At 38.3% G+C, this 16,531-nt stretch carries 13 protein-coding genes; 9 read left to right on the forward strand and 4 right to left on the reverse strand.

Annotated elements, in window-relative coordinates:
- Positions 1-152 precede the first annotated feature (152 nt).
- The 3 genes from dnaE (at position 153) to EHR01_RS09635 (ending at position 6,745) form a co-directional block, all read left to right on the forward strand.
- Positions 153-3,650, forward strand: coding sequence for a DNA polymerase III subunit alpha (gene dnaE / locus EHR01_RS09625; protein WP_135694580.1), 3,498 nt, complete (start codon positions 153-155; stop codon positions 3,648-3,650).
- A 6-nt stretch (positions 3,651-3,656) separates the two neighbouring features.
- Positions 3,657-4,757, forward strand: coding sequence for an AraC family transcriptional regulator (locus tag EHR01_RS09630; protein WP_135694581.1), 1,101 nt, complete (start codon positions 3,657-3,659; stop codon positions 4,755-4,757).
- A gap of 89 nt (positions 4,758-4,846) precedes the next feature.
- Positions 4,847-6,745 (forward strand): AMP-dependent synthetase/ligase, encoded by a 1,899-nt coding sequence (locus EHR01_RS09635; protein ID WP_135694582.1) that lies wholly within the window; start codon positions 4,847-4,849, stop codon positions 6,743-6,745.
- Positions 6,746-6,787: 42 nt separating this feature from the next.
- Here EHR01_RS09635 and EHR01_RS09640 read toward each other — a convergent pair whose 3' ends face one another.
- Complete coding sequence (locus EHR01_RS09640; RefSeq protein WP_135694583.1) at positions 6,788-7,702, reverse strand: M23 family metallopeptidase; 915 nt, start codon at positions 7,700-7,702, stop codon at positions 6,788-6,790.
- Positions 7,703-7,747: 45 nt separating this feature from the next.
- Here EHR01_RS09640 and EHR01_RS09645 point away from each other — a divergent pair, with 45 nt between their 5' ends.
- The 4 genes from EHR01_RS09645 to EHR01_RS09660 are packed head-to-tail and all read left to right on the forward strand — an operon-like array spanning position 7,748 to position 11,970.
- A complete protein-coding gene (locus EHR01_RS09645; RefSeq protein ID WP_135694584.1) occupies positions 7,748-8,665 on the forward strand; it encodes a sigma-70 family RNA polymerase sigma factor in 918 nt (305 codons plus the stop codon).
- A 36-nt stretch (positions 8,666-8,701) separates the two neighbouring features.
- Positions 8,702-9,412, forward strand: coding sequence for a hypothetical protein (locus EHR01_RS09650; RefSeq protein ID WP_135694585.1), 711 nt, complete (start codon positions 8,702-8,704; stop codon positions 9,410-9,412).
- Positions 9,413-9,424: 12 nt separating this feature from the next.
- Positions 9,425-11,242, forward strand: coding sequence for a CHAT domain-containing protein (locus EHR01_RS09655; RefSeq protein ID WP_135694586.1), 1,818 nt, complete (start codon positions 9,425-9,427; stop codon positions 11,240-11,242).
- The gene (locus EHR01_RS09660) at positions 11,239-11,970 is read left to right on the forward strand and encodes a hypothetical protein (RefSeq protein ID WP_135694587.1); all 732 of its coding nucleotides are present in this window, start codon (positions 11,239-11,241) and stop codon (positions 11,968-11,970) included. Before EHR01_RS09655 ends, EHR01_RS09660 begins: the two co-directional genes overlap by 4 nt.
- Before the next feature lie 15 nt (positions 11,971-11,985).
- On the opposite strand, the gene EHR01_RS09665 is transcribed toward EHR01_RS09660, so the two are convergent.
- Positions 11,986-12,252: a sigma-54 down-regulated protein gene (locus EHR01_RS09665; RefSeq protein WP_035983335.1), complete on the reverse strand. Its 267-nt coding sequence runs from the start codon at positions 12,250-12,252 to the stop codon at positions 11,986-11,988.
- A 121-nt stretch (positions 12,253-12,373) separates the two neighbouring features.
- On the opposite strand from EHR01_RS09665, the gene mtnA reads away from it, so the two are divergent.
- Together mtnA and msrA are read left to right on the forward strand one after the other, a co-directional pair.
- On the forward strand, positions 12,374-13,447 hold the full coding sequence (gene mtnA / locus EHR01_RS09670; RefSeq protein ID WP_135694588.1) for an S-methyl-5-thioribose-1-phosphate isomerase: 1,074 nt from the start codon (positions 12,374-12,376) through the stop codon (positions 13,445-13,447).
- Complete coding sequence (gene msrA / locus EHR01_RS09675; protein ID WP_135694589.1) at positions 13,444-13,953, forward strand: peptide-methionine (S)-S-oxide reductase MsrA; 510 nt, start codon at positions 13,444-13,446, stop codon at positions 13,951-13,953. The genes mtnA and msrA overlap by 4 nt, the downstream gene beginning before the upstream one ends.
- Positions 13,954-13,964: 11 nt before the next feature.
- Here msrA and EHR01_RS09680 read toward each other — a convergent pair whose 3' ends face one another.
- Together EHR01_RS09680 and EHR01_RS09685 are read right to left on the reverse strand one after the other, a co-directional pair.
- Positions 13,965-15,446, reverse strand: coding sequence for a DUF342 domain-containing protein (locus EHR01_RS09680; RefSeq protein ID WP_135694668.1), 1,482 nt, complete (start codon positions 15,444-15,446; stop codon positions 13,965-13,967).
- Positions 15,447-15,490: 44 nt separating this feature from the next.
- A complete protein-coding gene (locus EHR01_RS09685; RefSeq protein WP_135694590.1) occupies positions 15,491-16,528 on the reverse strand; it encodes an alpha/beta hydrolase in 1,038 nt (345 codons plus the stop codon).
- Positions 16,529-16,531: the final 3 nt, after the last annotated feature.

Genomic DNA, 16,531 nt, shown 5'->3' on the forward strand with positions numbered 1-16,531 from the left:
GTCTAAAAGGACCAGGATCGGCTTCCATCGTTTTTGGACTTGGACGGGACAGGGAGGTTTAGGATTTGGCTATTTGGGCCGAAAAAAATCCGAAATTCTGCCCTTGGGGCGCTTTACGTAGGAAGCCGTCGGAGTTACTATGTCACCAAGCCATGGAAGATTTCGCCCACCTTCATTTGCACACTACCTATTCCATGCTCGATGGAGCCATACGAATCAACGATCTCATGAAACGTGTGAAGGAACTTGGGATGAGTTCTGTCGCCATCACAGACCACGGAAACATGTATGGGGCCATTGAATTCTACAAAGAGGCTGTCAAACACGATGTCAAACCCATCATTGGATGTGAGTTTTATGTAACTCCTTCCCGAAGTGCCGAAACTGAATTAGATGAAATTGCAGACGGTGGTGCATATCACATCATTTTACTTTGTAAAAACGAAACAGGGTACAGAAATATCATCAAACTGGCAAGTCGATCCTTTACGGAAGGTTTTTATCGCAAACCAAGGATCGATTACGATTTATTAGAACGACATAGTGAAGGCCTTGTTTGTTTGACTGCTTGTCTTGCGGGAGAGGTCAACCGAAAGATCTTAGAAGGCAAAGAAGACAAAGCGTATGCGTTAGCTGGTCGGTTACATGAAATTTTTCGCAAAGAAGATTTTTATTTAGAAATCCAAGACCATGGAATTCCAGAACAACGAACTGTTGCTGAAGCAGTGATGGGATTTTCCAAACGAACTGGAATTCCACTGGTTCTTACCAATGACTCTCACTTTTTAACAAAAGATGATAGAGAAGCACAAGACATCTTACTTCGCATCGGTATGCGTAAAAACATCGATGATGAAATGCGATTTGGGTTTAATGATAATTTTTATGTAAAATCTCCCGCTGAAATGATGGGTATTTTTCCCGATCATAAGGATGCATTTTATAATACCTTAGCCATTCGCGATAAATGTTCACTTAACTTTCAATTTGGGAATCCATTATTACCTCCGTTTGAAGTGCCTGCTGGTTTTGATACCGATAGTTATTTAGAAAAATTAGTTTGGGAAGGAATCAAAGAAAAGTACCAAGAGATCACTCCTATTGTGCGTGAAAGAACAGAGTATGAGATGCAGACGATTCGAAATATGCATTTCGCCGGATACTTTCTCATTGTTCAGGATTATATAAATTTTGCTAGAAGAGCAGGAATTCCAGTGGGCCCAGGGCGAGGTTCAGCAGCAGGATCAATCATTGCATTTGCACTTGGAATTACGAACGTAGACCCCATTCGTTATAACTTACTTTTTGAAAGGTTTCTTAACCCCGACAGAAAGGACATGCCCGATATTGATACGGATTTTTGCGTAGAAAGACGAGAAGAAGTTATCAATTACATCAAACACCGGTATGGTGAGAACCGCGTGGGACAAATCATCACCTTTGGATCTCTTGCTGCTAAAGCGGCGATCAAAGACGTGGCTCGCGTATTCAATGTTCCATTTTCAGAAGTAAACGAGATGAGTAAACTTTTCCCAAAAAAACTGGGAATTACCATCCAAGAAGCCGTTGATACTTCAAAAGATTTACGTGACATCGCTGAAAAATCGGATCTAAACAAAAAAGTTTTTTATATTGCTCAGAAATTAGAGGGTAACTACCGTCAGGTGGGAAGACACGCCGCAGGTGTTGTCATTGCACCAACAGCTCTGGAAGAAATTGTTCCTTTGTCCACGGTCAGTGAACCTGGGAGAGATGGCCGTTCTATTGTCACTCAATACGACAAAAACATGTCGGAACAAGTGGGACTGATCAAAATGGATATCTTAGGTTTAAAAAACTTAACCACCATCCATCACGCCACAAAACTCATCGAAAAGCGTCATGGGATCTTACTTGATTTAGATAAAATTCCGCTCGATGATCCTGCTACATTTAGTTTGTTACGAAAGGCAAATGTCCTTGGGATATTCCAGTTGGATTCTTCTTCCGGAATTCGTGATCTTTTTGCCAAAGCACAAGTGCAAAAATTTGAGGAGATTGCCGCCTTACTTGCGTTATATCGTCCTGGTCCAATGGGATCGGGGATGTTGGATGACTACTTAGATCGTAAAAACGGGAAAAAGAAAGTTGTTTTCCCACATGAAAGTTTGGCTGAAGTTTTGGGCGAAACCTACGGAGTTGTTGTGTACCAAGAACAGGTAATGGGCATTTCACGAATCATGGGTGGATACTCTGTCGGAGATTCGGATGTTCTTCGTAAGGCGATGGCCAAAAAAGACAAATCTAAACTTCCAGCATTAAAAGAGAAGTTTGTAAAAGGTGCGATCGAAAAAAAGATCAACGAAAAACTTGCAATCGAACTTTTTGAACAATTAGAAAAATTTGGTGAGTATGGATTTAATAAATCACACTCAGTGGCTTATGCCTTCGTTACTTACCAAACTGCTTTTTTAAAAGCCAACTATTCCATCGAATACTTAACAGCTTTATTATCAGGTGATCATTCCAAAATCACCGATGTTGTGAAATACATCAACAATGCTAAAGAAATGGGGATTCGTATTTTAGGCCCTGATATCAAAGAATCAGGAATCTCTTTTGAAATTACTGATGATAAAACTGTAAGATTTGGTTTGTCTTCTATCAAAGGTGTGGGAGAACTTGCCGCTGAAAATATCATTTCCAATCGAAAATCCATCGGTGGGTACAAACAACTTGGTGACTTCACCAAAAAATTGGATACAAGACTTGCTAACAAAAAAGTTCTCGAGTCCCTTGCTCAAGGTGGTGCCTTCGATTCTTTTGGATACACAAGAAAAACAATTTTTGAATCCACTGATATGATTCTCACTTACGCTAACAAAAAGCAGGCGGAAGAAAAAGAAGGTCAATTTTCTTTGTTTGGCGGTGCTAATGGTGGTGGAGAAGAAAATCTCAATTTACCAAAAGATGGAATCGAATGGAATGGGGATGAATTACTAAGAAGGGAAAAAGAAACTACAGGTCTTTATCTTTCTGGACATCCCCTTGATAAATTTACAGAACAATTAAAAACATTAAAACCAACAACCATCGAAAACTTAGAAGAGGTTCGACCTAAATCTAAGGTAGAAATTGCAGGAGTTCTTTCCAAAAAAGTAGTCAAACTCACAAAGAAAAAAGAAGAGTTTGTGAACTTTATGTTGGAAGACCAAACAGGTGAAATAGAATGTGTTGCCTTTCCTAAAACTTATGCAGAATTCAAACATCTATTCACAGAAGATAATACTGTTTTTATCCGCGGAATTTTAGAACGACTCGATGCCGACGAATCAGAGTTAAAAGGTCAGATCATTGTCAACAAACTCGAAGAACTAAATTCCGTTACTATCGAAAAGAAAATGGAAAAAACTCTCCATCTAACCATCAATATGACGGAAGAAAAAAATAGAGATGTCATTTTGAAATTGCAAGATGTTCTTTCTGTTCATCGTGGTGCTTCTTCCGTGTTCTTTCATTTGGTTGGAAATGGAGATGAAAAAAAAGTCATCCGTGCCCATGACCATTTCTCCATTGATATCACTCCCGACCTAATGAAGATGTTAACAGATATATTGGGGAAGGGAACGGTCCGTTATACAGTTGGCGAAGAAGTACGAGTATACGGATAAAATTTTGTGGAGACTGGATCTGTATCCTTAAATCTTTTATTTGAGTTTCTTTGGATGGGATCAGGGTCCGTGTTTTGTTTGATTTGGTCATTATCCAATTTAATTCGAAACAGAAATCTTTCAGGATTTGTTTGGTCTTTTATTTTATTTTCCACAGGTCTTTGGTTACTTACCGGTGCTTTTATGTTCACCGGATTTTATAAATACCTCCCAATCATTGCACTTGTTCATATCCCGTTTGTATTTCTATCCTCAACATTACTTTATTTTTATTTAGAATATTTGTTTTTGGAAAAACCGATCCAAATCAAAATTTATCATTTTCTTCCTGCTTTTGTTTCAGTTCTACTTTTGTTTCCTTTTTATTTCGGGTCAGATTCTTACCAGTTAGATGTTTTGGAACAAATGACCAAAACAGAATATGGGTCGGTGGTGGTTGGCTTAAACTTTGGTATTAAACTTTCTATCTTACTTTCGGTAGGATTGTTTCTTTTGAAAGAATGGATTCCGAATGTACGATTGTCTGTTTTTTTTACAAAAAAAGCAATTTATTCTCTAATATTCATTCTATTGATCTGGATTGATTTGTTACTCGGAAGTATTGGATTTACATTTCAAATTCCTTTTTTTCGTAAACTCAGTGCTTATCTTTTACCTGTTCTTATGTACTTTTATTATTTTACTCGAGAACTTTGGGCACCGTTTGTTTCTGATGTTCGAGATAGTATCCAAAGAAATAAATATGAAAAATCTAAATTGGTATCTGTTCAGTTAGAAACCATCGACCAAAGATTGTATGAATTGATGAGAGAAAAAGTGTTTTGTGATGAAGACTTGAGTCTTTCCAAACTAGCAGAGATGGCAGAAGTCAAACCTGGTCAACTTTCTGAATACTTTCATAAACGTTATGGGTTTGGATTTTACCAATACATCAACCAATATAGGATCGATGAAGCAAAACATTTGTTATTGGAATCGGAAGAAAGATCGATTCTTTCCATTGCCGATTCGGTTGGTTTTAATTCTAAATCTACATTCAATCGAGTTTTTTTGGAAACTGTAGGTTCTACCCCTTCCGAGTTTCGAAAACAATCAAAACTAACGTAAATCCATTCCATTTTTTTAGTCTCAAAGAATTCCCCAAGACGACAGTAAAAAAAATCTAAATTAGAATTGGTTCGTAACGAGGAAATTCAATGCGAACCATGATTGATTTTTATTTAAACCTTCCGGCAAAATTCGGTAACAAAAATGCCTTTGCGACTCGGATGGGCACCGGTGTTTATCAGTTTAAAACTTACGATCACTTGCTCATCGATGCAAAGGATTTGGCCTTTGGGCTAAAAGGTAGTTTGTCCGAAAGAGAAAAAGTGGCTATTTTTGCGGACAATGCGTACGAGTGGATACAAACAAGCATTGCAGTGACACTACTCGGAGCTGTGGATGTTCCGAGAGCCTCCGATGTAACAGAACATGATATTTTGTACATACTAAATCATTCAGAGTCCAAGATACTTTTTGTAGAAAACGAAGTTGTATTTAAAAAAGTGATTCGATTGGAATCTGAATTGGAATTTCTAAAAGAAATTGTAATCATGTATCCTCCTAAAGAAGGAAATAAGGAAATCAGTTCCAGGAAAATTAAAATATCAACTTTGCAAGAGTTAGTTGCGAAAGGAAAAGAACTTCGTAAAGCCGATCCATCGGACACAATTTTTTTAAACAACACCATAAAAGAATCCGATTTGTTTACCATGATTTATACTTCGGGAACAACTGGTACTCCGAAAGGTGTTATGTTAACCCAAGGAAATATCCTCTTCCAATTACAAAATCTCCCGATTCGTTTACAGAAAGGAGATCGAACATTATCGATTTTGCCAATTTGGCATATCTTCGAAAGAATTTTTGAAATCTTTAGTTTGTATTACGGTGCTTGTACTTATTATAGTAGCGTTCGTACATTAAAGGAAGACTTGCGATTTGTAAAACCTCATTTTATGGCCTCTGCTCCAAGGTTATGGGAAAGTATATATTCAGGAATCCTTGGAACACTTGCCAAGTCATCACCTGTAAAACAAAAGATGTTCCAACTTGCGATGTTTTTTGCCAAAAGATTTTTTCTTTCGAGACAAGTCATCACAGGAAACGTTTTAGACATTCATCCAGTTGTGTTTTGGAAACAGTCTATTCGTTTTGTTTATCATCTGTATCGATTTTTTTTAGTGAGTATACCTCATCTCTTTTTTGATTTTTTAGTTTTATCAAAAATTAGAAAAGCAACGGGAGGGGAACTTCGCGGATCTTGTTCCGGTGGGGGAGCATTGCCATACCATGTGGATGAATTTTTTAACACCATCGGTATCCCTGTTTTAGAAGGGTATGGAATGACAGAAACGGCACCTGTCCTTGCAATGCGAACCTTTGAAGAAATCATTCCAGGTTCTGTGGGTCGTATTTTCCCAAAAACCAATTTACGTCTTGTGGACCTTCATACAGGAGAAGTTTTTTTAGATACTGAAGTTGGAAAATTTGTATTTGGAAGAAAAGGTGAAATCCATGTAAAGGGCAAACAAGTAATGGCTGGTTATTATAAAAATCCAGATGCCACAAATAAAGTTTTGGTCGATGGATGGTTGAATACTGGTGACTTAGGAATTTTTACAGCAAATCATAATTTACGAATTGTGGGACGTTCTAAAGAAACCATAGTTTTGTTAGGTGGTGAAAATGTGGAGCCGGTTCCTATTGAGTCAAAAATTTTAGAATCGGAATGGATCGATCAGTGTATGGTTGTGGGACAAGACCAAAAGTATTTGAGTGTCTTAGTATACCCAAATATCTCTAGATTTGAAGAACCAGTTACGGGAGAATTTTGGAAACAAAAAGAAGTCATTCAGAAAATAGAAACTGAAATCAAAGCTAAAGTGAATGCACAAACTGGATTCAAATCCTTTGAAAGAGTTGTAGGTCTTGTAGTTTTGCCAAAACCTTTTGAAGTAGGTGATGAACTGACGGCAAAACTTTCTTTAAAAAGACATGTGATCACGGATAAATACAAAGCGGAGATTTCAGCTTTGTATTCTAACAACTAAGATAAACAAAATTTAGCTGTTAGATATTCCTTGGCGGAGGGTTTAATTTCCTCCGCTAATTCTTGTTATGTTGATGCTGAAACTTCGTTCAGAGTTTTGTCCGCTAAAATCTTTTGTTTGTACTTTGATGGTATTTTCGCCTGCCTTTAGATTGAGAACACCTACCAAATAACGATCCTTAAAAAACAAATCATCAAAACTATGTCCCTCTTTGGTTTTCCATTTTCCTTCTTCAAAACGTAGGGATTCGAAGTTTGCTTGTTTATAAGCCTCCCCATTAAAAAGAAATTTTACTTCTTTGATTCCTCTTCTTTGGCTATTTTTGATTCCCCCATCTAGGATACTGACGGTAAGAGGAAAAGCTTTGGACACATTGATATTGTCACCATCGTTGAGATTGGTGTAATTTTCTCCTACATGGATGAAGAGATTGGCAATCTGTGGAGGCATTGTGTCTTCCACTGGAGGTAAGTAGGTCAGGGGATCGAGCAGAGTTTTTCCATAATCCTTTCCCAAAACAAAGTGTAGGTGGCCTCCGGTGGAATGTCCAGTATTTCCTGAAATTCCAATGGTATCACCAGCAGAGACCTGTTTGCCTGTCCGAACCGTTTCATTTCTTGTCCCACCTAAATGGTAGTACCCGCTCACATAACCGTTTTTATGTGCAATCCAGACAATATTTCCCGAACCACGTTCCTCTTCAAATGGGTCGTCCTCCGCATAACGGGAGTATAGGATGAATCCCTGGCTCATACTTTTGACAGGTTGTAAAACTGAAGAAATGTCCAATCCATTGTGAAAATGGTCTTTTCGGGACTCACCAAAGGTGCTCGTGATGAGACCAGGCAATTCCAAACCCTGGATTGGCCAAACAAACTCGGGTTTTATATCAGAGATGGGTTCCTCTGCGAAAATAAAACTTGCCAAGAGACTCAATACTACAACAATACTTCTCATGTTTAGAGAAGTCTCCTGGCAGGTTCCTTTTTAGGAAAGTAGATAATGAAACAGACTTCTTATACCAACGAAGAAATTTTAGAGATTGTCAAAGCCTGCGGTGGTGGGGACGAAAAATCTCTCCAAACATTTTTTGATATCTATTCGCAAGATATTTACAATTTTCCCATCCGTGTTTTCCACCTAAGTGAAGATGATGCATCTGATTATTATATTTATGCATTTGAAAGGTTAAAAACCGGGAAACGTTTCAAAAGTTTTGTGGGAAAATCTAGCTTTAAAACCTGGTTTTTCTCAGTCCTACGCAATTTACTCATTGATTGGCAGCGCACCAAACGAGAAGTCAAAACCCAAACGATTTCCAAAGTCAATAAGGAAGGAAAAGAATATAGTACGATCGAAGATGAGCCTGACAAAAGATCAGAAGCTTTGGCCTTAGCAATCGATGTATCAGACCAATTTCATTCCGTACTATCCACAATCAAAATTGAAAACCGAGTGGTTTTCAAATTATCCTTTGTTTATTACCTCCACCTGGATCCAGAAGAGATTCGTTTCGTAGCCGAAAAAACCAATCGTTCCGAAGAAGAGATCCGGGTTGAAGTTTTGCGTCTTCGGGAAGAACTTTCCGGCCGTGAAGAAGAAAACTTAAAAATGGAAGATAAAATCACATCCCTGTATTTGAATATTCTGGATTTAAAAGAACAGAAAAAATCAAAGGCCCAAGGGGATTCTGTAGAAGCACAATATTATAAAGAACGTTTGGACCACGCCCTTGCGAAAAAGTACGAACAAAGGAAAAAGTTAATCGAGAAAAAGCAAAAAGGTCACTTTCTCGTCCGGACGCCGTACAGAGAGATTGCCAGAATCTTAGGGATTTCCGAAGGTGGAGTCAGTGTGACCTTGCTAAGAGTTCTCGAAAAAATGCAAAAAAAAATGCATTCGATGGCTGGAGAGGGCTGATTTCCTTCGTCATACTTTAAGAGAGTGGAGTTTGACATGGAAGATCAGGGTTTTAACGTAGAGACGATGGAGCTGGCTAGAGAAATCTTTATACGAGGAGAGTTTCCGAGTGAGGGTGAGTTGCAAAATCATCCTGATTTGTGGGATGCATTTTGGTCCTGTGAAGAGGCTTTCTTCGCCAATATGCGCCAAGAACTAGTGGAAAACCATCCGTTTGCTGAGTCTTGGGACCTTGCCAAAGCGGAACTGACAATGGGAAAATCTCCTCTCCCTCTCCCTGAATTTTTAAAAGAATACACTCGTAAGAATCTAGTCCTTCCAGAAAAAAAAGACAGCCTCATCGTTCGACTCACACAGACAGGAGTTCGTGTGATTGATAGCCTTGTGGAAAGTCTGCAAATCAAAGAGAGTTTTGAATTTGCTCCTTCGATGCGTTCGGCATCGGCAGAGGTTCGGTCCGGAGAAGCAAACTCTGTGATCTTTGAGGAAACCACCAGCCAAAACCAAAAGTTCTATTACCAAATCGTAAAAGAAAACCAAGGTGAAGTTTACCTTTCTGTGAAAGCCGAGGGAACTCCTGCCTTCCAACAAGTCAACTTACGTCGAGAGGGGCGGTTCATTCTTTCTAGTAAAATTAATTTAGAAGGCAGCGCCAGCTTTTCCGGGTTAGTCCCAGGTGGTTACACCATTGAGTTTGTAGGTCCAGGCCAATCAAAATCGTTTGACTTGTCTATCCTTGTTGGATAAGTTCATGGGAGCATGCTCTCCCTAATCATCGACAGAGTTGGTAACGTTAATATCTTCAATGTTTTAGAAGATAATCTTCCTGTAGAAGAGTCACATATCCAATCCACGTTAGATGATGATCTAATTTTTGAATACTTGGGAGAAGTAGAGAGACTGGTCCATGTTTCTCAATCAGTACTTTCTAATTCAAACCAGATTCTCAATGCTGACATTCTCCAAGATTTAAAAGTACTTGGCGAAACTTTTTACCAACAGTTTTTTCCTGCATCCATCATTGAAAAATTAAAAAACACAACCAAACATAGCATTCATTTCAATATAGACCCAGCTCTTGCTCTCATTCCTTGGGAACTTCTGCATGATGGTGCTAGTTTTCTTTCCGACAAATTTAGAATTGGAAAAACAATTCGTGGTGGATTACATCGTCCCACTCACCATGAAAATCGAAAGATTAAGATGCTCATCATTGCCGATCCTACAGAGGATCTTCCCCACGCTCAAAAAGAAGGTGAGGTATTGTTTTCTGTTCTAAGCCAAAAAGTTCCCACACATTTGTTGGAACTCGAGTTCATTGGTGGAAAACAAGTCACCAAACTAAAGTTACTCTCTCTTATCAAAGATAAACATATCATTCATTATTCGGGGCACCTACATTTTTCAGATGACTCATTAGAAAATGGTTGGTTGTTGTCAGACGGGAAGGTTTTAAAAGCACGTGAAATCAAATCAACAGGAATTGATACTGATTTAGTATTTTCTAACTCTTGTATGTCTGCAAAGTCTGCTGGTAAAAAGTTAAATCCGAATATTTTGAATCAATATGCGGGTGCTTTTTTAACTGCTGGAATTAAAACATTTGTTGGAACCAATTGGGAAATTTTAGATAACGAACGAACCATTGATTTTACCGTCAGGTTTTATACCTTTTTGTTTTCTGATAAATCTGTGGGTGAGTCCTTGTATTTATCCAAAGAGTTTGCAAGACGAAATTATCATGCAAACGACTTAACTTGGGCAAATTATGCTTTGTACGGGAATCCTGATTTTTCTTTGTTTGTAAAAGATAGAAGAAATTTTCACTCAGCCAAAATCTTAAATCCAACTTCCGTAATCGAATTTTATCCAACACCTATTGCCGTTGCATATTCAAAGTTAATCAACTCCAACAAAGCAAAATCCATCGATAAAAGCAATTTGGTCAATTTGATTAAGTTGTTTGAAGCAATCAGTCAGGTTGTGGGAATGATGGTATTTAGTGACCATGCCGCCCATGCAATGAACAAATCCATCCCGAATAACCCCGATGATGCGGTATCGCTTCGAAAGTGGTGGGAACTTGTGTACGGTTGTGTTTGGGATTTCCAAAAACTAAAAATTTCTAGTATTTTAGAAGTGGCCTTACCTGTTTTACATGAACAAAAAGAAACTATTTTTAAAATCGTTGGATGGATGGAATCTTGGGAACAAGAAGAGATCAAAGAAGAAGAAATAGAATCTTATCAAATCATTATGCAGTTCTTTTTGGAGAATATGTTACTTGAGTTTTCGGAATTAGAGAAAGTTAGTGTTCTTCTGGTTTCCGAAAATCAAAATCCGCATTTTTATTTTAAAGGAATCAAACCTGCCTATTTATATCCATCCTCTCCTGGTTCAAAAGATAAATTACAAGAACAACTATCAAAACACAAAGGAAATCTTGTACTGGTTCATGAAAACCGTAAGATTGTGATTCCTTTTCCTACTTACTTTAAAGAACGAAAAGAAACGGGAGACCTAGAACTTGTGTTTAATGGCCTTACTCCTTTTGCTCCAGGAGCAAAACAGAGTTGAGTTTATGCCATCCAGATCTTGGCAATGTATCATGCGGTGCCTGCTGCGGTTTATTTAATTTAAAATTATCTCCTAAAGAATTTAAAACATTATTATCTGAGCGAACTTCTGAGTTTCAATCAACCGTCAATTTTGAGGTTAGGCATAGTTTTCCTATCTTTCGTAAAGATAGAGAAACAAAGGAAGCAGGCATTTCCAAAAAAGATGAGATGACTTATAATTGTCCATTTTTGGGATATGTAGATAGCACCAAACAACGAATAGGCTGTATGATCCATCCAATTTTTACTGGGGATCCAAAAAGCCAAAACTTTTCGTTTTATGGAGCCTCCATTTGTCAGGCTTATGATTGCAAAAATAAAGAAAGTCTACTCGCAGATTTATGGGAGTCTCTCTTTGTGGAGATTGCAAAAGATTCGGTGGAATTTTCTTTTTTAGCTGCAGATCATATCTTTGCAAATGCCCTAGAAAAACTTTTTTCCTTTTGGGAGATCAGTATGGATCGAATGTTTCATGAATTCCGATTGGAACTAATGGATTTATACCGAACGAGACTATTGACTGCCGCGGAAAAAAATTTCACTTCGTTTGAAATCAATTATGAAAGTTTTTCTGAATTTAATGCTTTGGAAGTTTATTTTGCAAAAGAATTGGGTGCGTATTGGAAAGAATGGAGAGAGGAACTCTATAAAAAAATCCCGGATAGAGGTAAAGTATCCGGGATTTGATTAAAATAAATTTACTTAAGCTTTAGAAGTAACAGTTGCTACTTTTGCTTTTGTTTCAGCAACAACAGTGTTTGCTTTTCCGATGATAGTTTCTACTTGAGAAATTCCTTCTTGAAGGTATTTTCTAAGGTTTACAGAAACTTCACTTTGGTCTTGCGCACCTTTTGCAGCTAAAGACTGAAATCCAGTGTTGATGTTAGAAAAAGCTTTTTCAGCTTCTACTTTTGCTGTGTTCACTGCACCTAGGATGAAGTTTAATCCGTCTTTTACTTGTTGTTCCATTTTCATTTTCCTTTTTTCGGTATTGTTTTGTGCATTGCACCACTCCTTTTTGTGCGCTGCACAGGAATTTGTCAACCCGTTTTTGTATTTTTTTTCTGCATCGCACCAAAAAAGTGGATCGATGACTCACCCGGAATTTTTACCCATCCAATGGAAATCCACACATTTGGAACTTCTCGACCAAAGGATTTTGCCTGGAAAAAAAGAATTTTTAAAAATAACAACGATTGAAGAAACCATATTAGCAATCCGAGAAATGGCTGTTAGGGGAGCCCCTGCCATCGCCATCACTGGAGTTTTTGGTCTTACATTAGGTGCAAAATCCCGGGTTGGAGTTGCCTCCGCGAAGGAGATTGACTTTCTACTTACCTCCGTTCTAGAATCGCGACCTACTGCTGTTAATTTGAGTTACGCAATCAGAGAAGCTAAAAATCGAATTCAAGGAATTACCGATTGGAGTTTGATCGCAAATTCTTGGGAATCCTATGGCAATGAGATGGTCCAGTTAGATTTAGCCGCCAATAAAGCGTTAGGTGAAAATGGTGTTTCTTTATTTTCCAAGGACCAATCGGAATTTCATATCATTACACATTGTAATACTGGTGCTTTGGCTACGGCCGGGCATGGAACGGCCCTCGGGGTTATCAGAAGTTTGCGGGACTCAGGGAAAAAAGTCATTGTGTACGCTGACGAAACGAGACCTTTTTTGCAAGGATCGAGACTCACTGCATTTGAAATGATGGAAGAGGGAATCGAATGTTATATCATCACTGATGGGATGAGCGGATGGCTCATGAACCATCGAAAAATTGATGCAGTATTAGTTGGATGTGACCGTGTCGCTGCCAATGGAGACACTGCCAACAAAATTGGGACTTACAATTTAGGGATAGTCGCCAAAGAACACGGAGTTCCCTTTTATGTCTGTGCCACAAAAGACAGTTTTGATCTAAATTTGAAAACTGGGGATGAAATTCCTATCGAAATGCGAAAGGAAGCAGAAGTGACACAATTTGATTTTTTAAAAACGGAAGATGGAAAGTATTTATTTCCAGAAGGAAAAACTTCGCCGATTGGTGCTCGTGCCCTCAATCCATCGTTTGATGTAACAAAAGCACACTTAATCAAAAACTTCATCACAGAATTTGGATGTTTTGTGCCAGAGGAGATTTCAGTTCGTCTAAAGACTGTATGACGGAAAAAGTAATTTTAGGTGGTGGGTGTTTTTGGTGTACAGAAGCCGTATACCTTCGGATTCCCGGAATTCTTTCTGTACGATCTGGATATGCAGGAGGGTCTACTCCTAATCCAACCTATAAAGAAATTTGTACTGGCACTACGGGCCATGCAGAAGTCATTGAAATTGAATTTGATCCTGAGATAATTTCTTATTCAAAAATTTTAGAAGTTTTTTGGGTTTCTCACGATCCCACAACGCTCAACCGACAAGGAAACGATGTGGGTACACAGTATCGTTCGGTTATATTTTATTTGAATGAAAATCAAAAAGAATTAGCAGTGGAGTCCAAACGAAAACATGCATTTCTTTTCCCTGATCCGATTGTGACAGAAATTGCACCGGCACCAGAGTTTTATCCTGCCGAGGATTACCACCAAAACTATTTTACACTGAATCCGCAGAACCCGTACTGCCATTATGTAATATTTCCCAAGTTAAAAAAATTGGGTTTAAAACTATAATCGTTGTAAGGTTATTTCCCTTTAAAAGCTGTTAACATTGCTTTTTCTTGGTTTGGAAAAAAGTTCATCACAAAAGCTGTTTGGGCCTTGGTAATTTTTTCTACCTGTCTTCTGTATTTGATTATCGCACCAGGGTGAGCTGTATTCCGAACGACAACTTTCACATTATCTTGGTTATAACGTGCACCTTTCAGTTCTTCAATCTTTGATTTTAATAGTTCAACTGTTTTGCTTTTTTTCTGATAAGCATCAAAGATTTCTTTGAATTTTTCTTTTCGTGCATCATCAAGTTTACCACGAGATCTTTGTACGACTTCTTTGATTTTTTGAATTTCAGGAACCAGTGCCTCTAATTCTCTTTCGAACTCTGCTAGCCTTGAACTACCTTCAATAAAGAGTCTATCATTTCTAAAATGAAATCCTACTTCGACGACTGTATCCATTTGGGCAGTAGATCCTAGTGAAGAAACTGTGATTCCTTGGTAAGAAGTGATATCGGATCCAATGATAGAAGAGGATTCTCCGGTAAGGATTACGTTTCCTAAACAAAGGATTTTGCTTCCTAAAATAAAATTTTCAACGATACAATCGCCATCAATTTCAAGATTTCCATTTTCAATAAACTTAGTACGTAAGTCACCTTTGATGCGAATGACACCTTTCCCTTTGGCTTTCACTCCACCTTTGACTTCTAGGTCTTCACCTACAACAACATCAGATGATTCTACGTTTCCATCTAAGTACAAAGAACCTTGGCAATTGACAATCGCACCTTCTTCAATTGTACCTTTTACTCGAATGGTTCCTTCGAAGTTGATGTTTCCTGTTCCGAGTCCAATATTACTTTCAATATTTAATTCTGGAGATACTGTAAGAGAAGTGTCTGTAGAAAAAACAACTCCACTAAGGGATGCAAAGTATTCTTTGAGTTGTCTTCCCGGTTTTTCCGGATCCTCTACTGTTTTAGGGAGGACATTTTTTCCTAAGGTGAGTCTTGGTCTATCAATAGGATTTGGATAAATTGGATTTCCTAAAACATCAATGCCTTGTTCTCCAGCAATTCCTTCAAACAATGTGGCAAGTCTTTCGCCTTCTTTTACGTGAACATATTTATTGATATTTCTAAAATCAGCAGATCCGTCGTCTTTTAGGACAACACGTTGTGCTCTTGGAAAATAAAACTTGATCCAGCCACTTTCTCCTTGTTTGGCGGGGTTCCCTTGAGCTACGATAAAATTAAAATCTTCTTTTACTTTTGCGGGATCTTTGAGAATTTTATCGATTTCGATTGCGGCTTTGTCTACCTCTTTCATCAAAATCCGATCCCGGTGAATGGATGCATTGTCTAGAGCTTCATAAATCAAGATATTGCTCATAGAACCACCTAACAACCAAATTGGTTTTGTCACCAAAGTTGCAGTAAGTCGATCCTCGGAGATTTGGATTTTCAGTCCCCGTTCCGGATTGAAGTCCGGTGCATTTTTAACGTCCATTCTGTTAAAAGTATCGGCATATTTTTTAGGAGAAACGAGAATTTCTATCGGTCGAGCCAATATAGAAAACTTCCGAAGGTCTGGAGGAGAGCCGGAACCCCAAAAATTTGGGAATGGAGCGGGAGGCTGTCCCCATGTGTTAGGGCAGTGGAAGTGCGGTAGACATAAGGAATCTGTTTTTTCTGGAAGAGAAGGGTGAGTTTTTCCGATTCCTCGGGTGAGATCACCGGATCCGTTTTTCCATGAAGGAGGGAGACCGGGCCTGCCAAAGTTTCCAATTGGTAAAAGGGAGAAAGATTTTCGGGAAGGTTTTTAGGAACAGTGTCCAGGACTCGTTTGGCTAGTTCTTTGCGGAAATTTCCATCTCTTCCCACTTGGGAAAAAAATTCTTTGGCTCGGTTTGAAGTTTTTTCAAGTAAGGTAAGAGCGAAGGCTTCGTTACCTATTCGTTTCAATCCATTGTCAAGAGCCGCTTCGTAATATACAGGTTCTAGTTCTTCCGAAAGTGATGGTTCAAAACGATGAATAAAGTTATAAAGAATTACGTACACTGCGTACGGATCAATTTCATAATTTGAAAATACAAAGGGTACGGTATCTAAAAAATCACAATAGGCTCCGATGGCCATGGAAGATTTAATTTTATCTCTTGTATTGGATCTGGAAGCTGCAATGAGTCCCATTCCCGCAGAAAAACTTGCCGATAAGTATCCTAATTGATTTCCGTTAAATAAACGTTTGGTGGAATTGATTTCCAACATTAAGTTCTGGATATTGGAAATTGTTTTTTCTTCGATTTTTAATCCCTTTACTTCGGGAAGTTCTGGTAAAATGACACTATGATTGGAACTAGCAATGTTTTCAGCAAGTTCCAGAATCCTTGGGTCGTCAATTCCCATGGCACTCATTCCATGTTGGATATAAACACCCGGTAGAGATTCAGGATTTTTTCCCGTTGGATAAAAATGAAATGCCCTTCTGCCTGTGTCTGGTAATTGGAGTTCTTTAAGTTCTAAAGATTTTTTTTGTTTCAACCCAGCATAACTCAAAACGAGTGGGATTGCCAAAACATAAGGTTTCATTCG

The organism is Leptospira mtsangambouensis (assembly GCF_004770475.1).
Classification (GTDB): domain Bacteria; phylum Spirochaetota; class Leptospiria; order Leptospirales; family Leptospiraceae; genus Leptospira_A; species Leptospira_A mtsangambouensis.

What these genes read in the sequence shown, in the direction of transcription:
- dnaE (WP_135694580.1), top strand. Translation starts at nt 153, where the DNA reads ATGGAAGATTTCGCCCACCTTCATTTGCACACTACCTATTCCATGCTC.
- EHR01_RS09635 (WP_135694582.1), top strand. Translation starts at nt 4,847, where the DNA reads ATGCGAACCATGATTGATTTTTATTTAAACCTTCCGGCAAAATTCGGT.
- EHR01_RS09640 (WP_135694583.1), bottom strand. Translation starts at nt 7,702, where the DNA reads ATGAGAAGTATTGTTGTAGTATTGAGTCTCTTGGCAAGTTTTATTTTC.
- EHR01_RS09645 (WP_135694584.1), top strand. Translation starts at nt 7,748, where the DNA reads ATGAAACAGACTTCTTATACCAACGAAGAAATTTTAGAGATTGTCAAA.
- EHR01_RS09650 (WP_135694585.1), top strand. Translation starts at nt 8,702, where the DNA reads ATGGAAGATCAGGGTTTTAACGTAGAGACGATGGAGCTGGCTAGAGAA.
- EHR01_RS09655 (WP_135694586.1), top strand. Translation starts at nt 9,425, where the DNA reads ATGCTCTCCCTAATCATCGACAGAGTTGGTAACGTTAATATCTTCAAT.
- EHR01_RS09665 (WP_035983335.1), bottom strand. Translation starts at nt 12,252, where the DNA reads ATGGAACAACAAGTAAAAGACGGATTAAACTTCATCCTAGGTGCAGTG.
- mtnA (WP_135694588.1), top strand. Translation starts at nt 12,374, where the DNA reads ATGACTCACCCGGAATTTTTACCCATCCAATGGAAATCCACACATTTG.
- msrA (WP_135694589.1), top strand. Translation starts at nt 13,444, where the DNA reads ATGACGGAAAAAGTAATTTTAGGTGGTGGGTGTTTTTGGTGTACAGAA.
- EHR01_RS09680 (WP_135694668.1), bottom strand. Translation starts at nt 15,446, where the DNA reads ATGGACGTTAAAAATGCACCGGACTTCAATCCGGAACGGGGACTGAAA.
- EHR01_RS09685 (WP_135694590.1), bottom strand. Translation starts at nt 16,528, where the DNA reads ATGAAACCTTATGTTTTGGCAATCCCACTCGTTTTGAGTTATGCTGGG.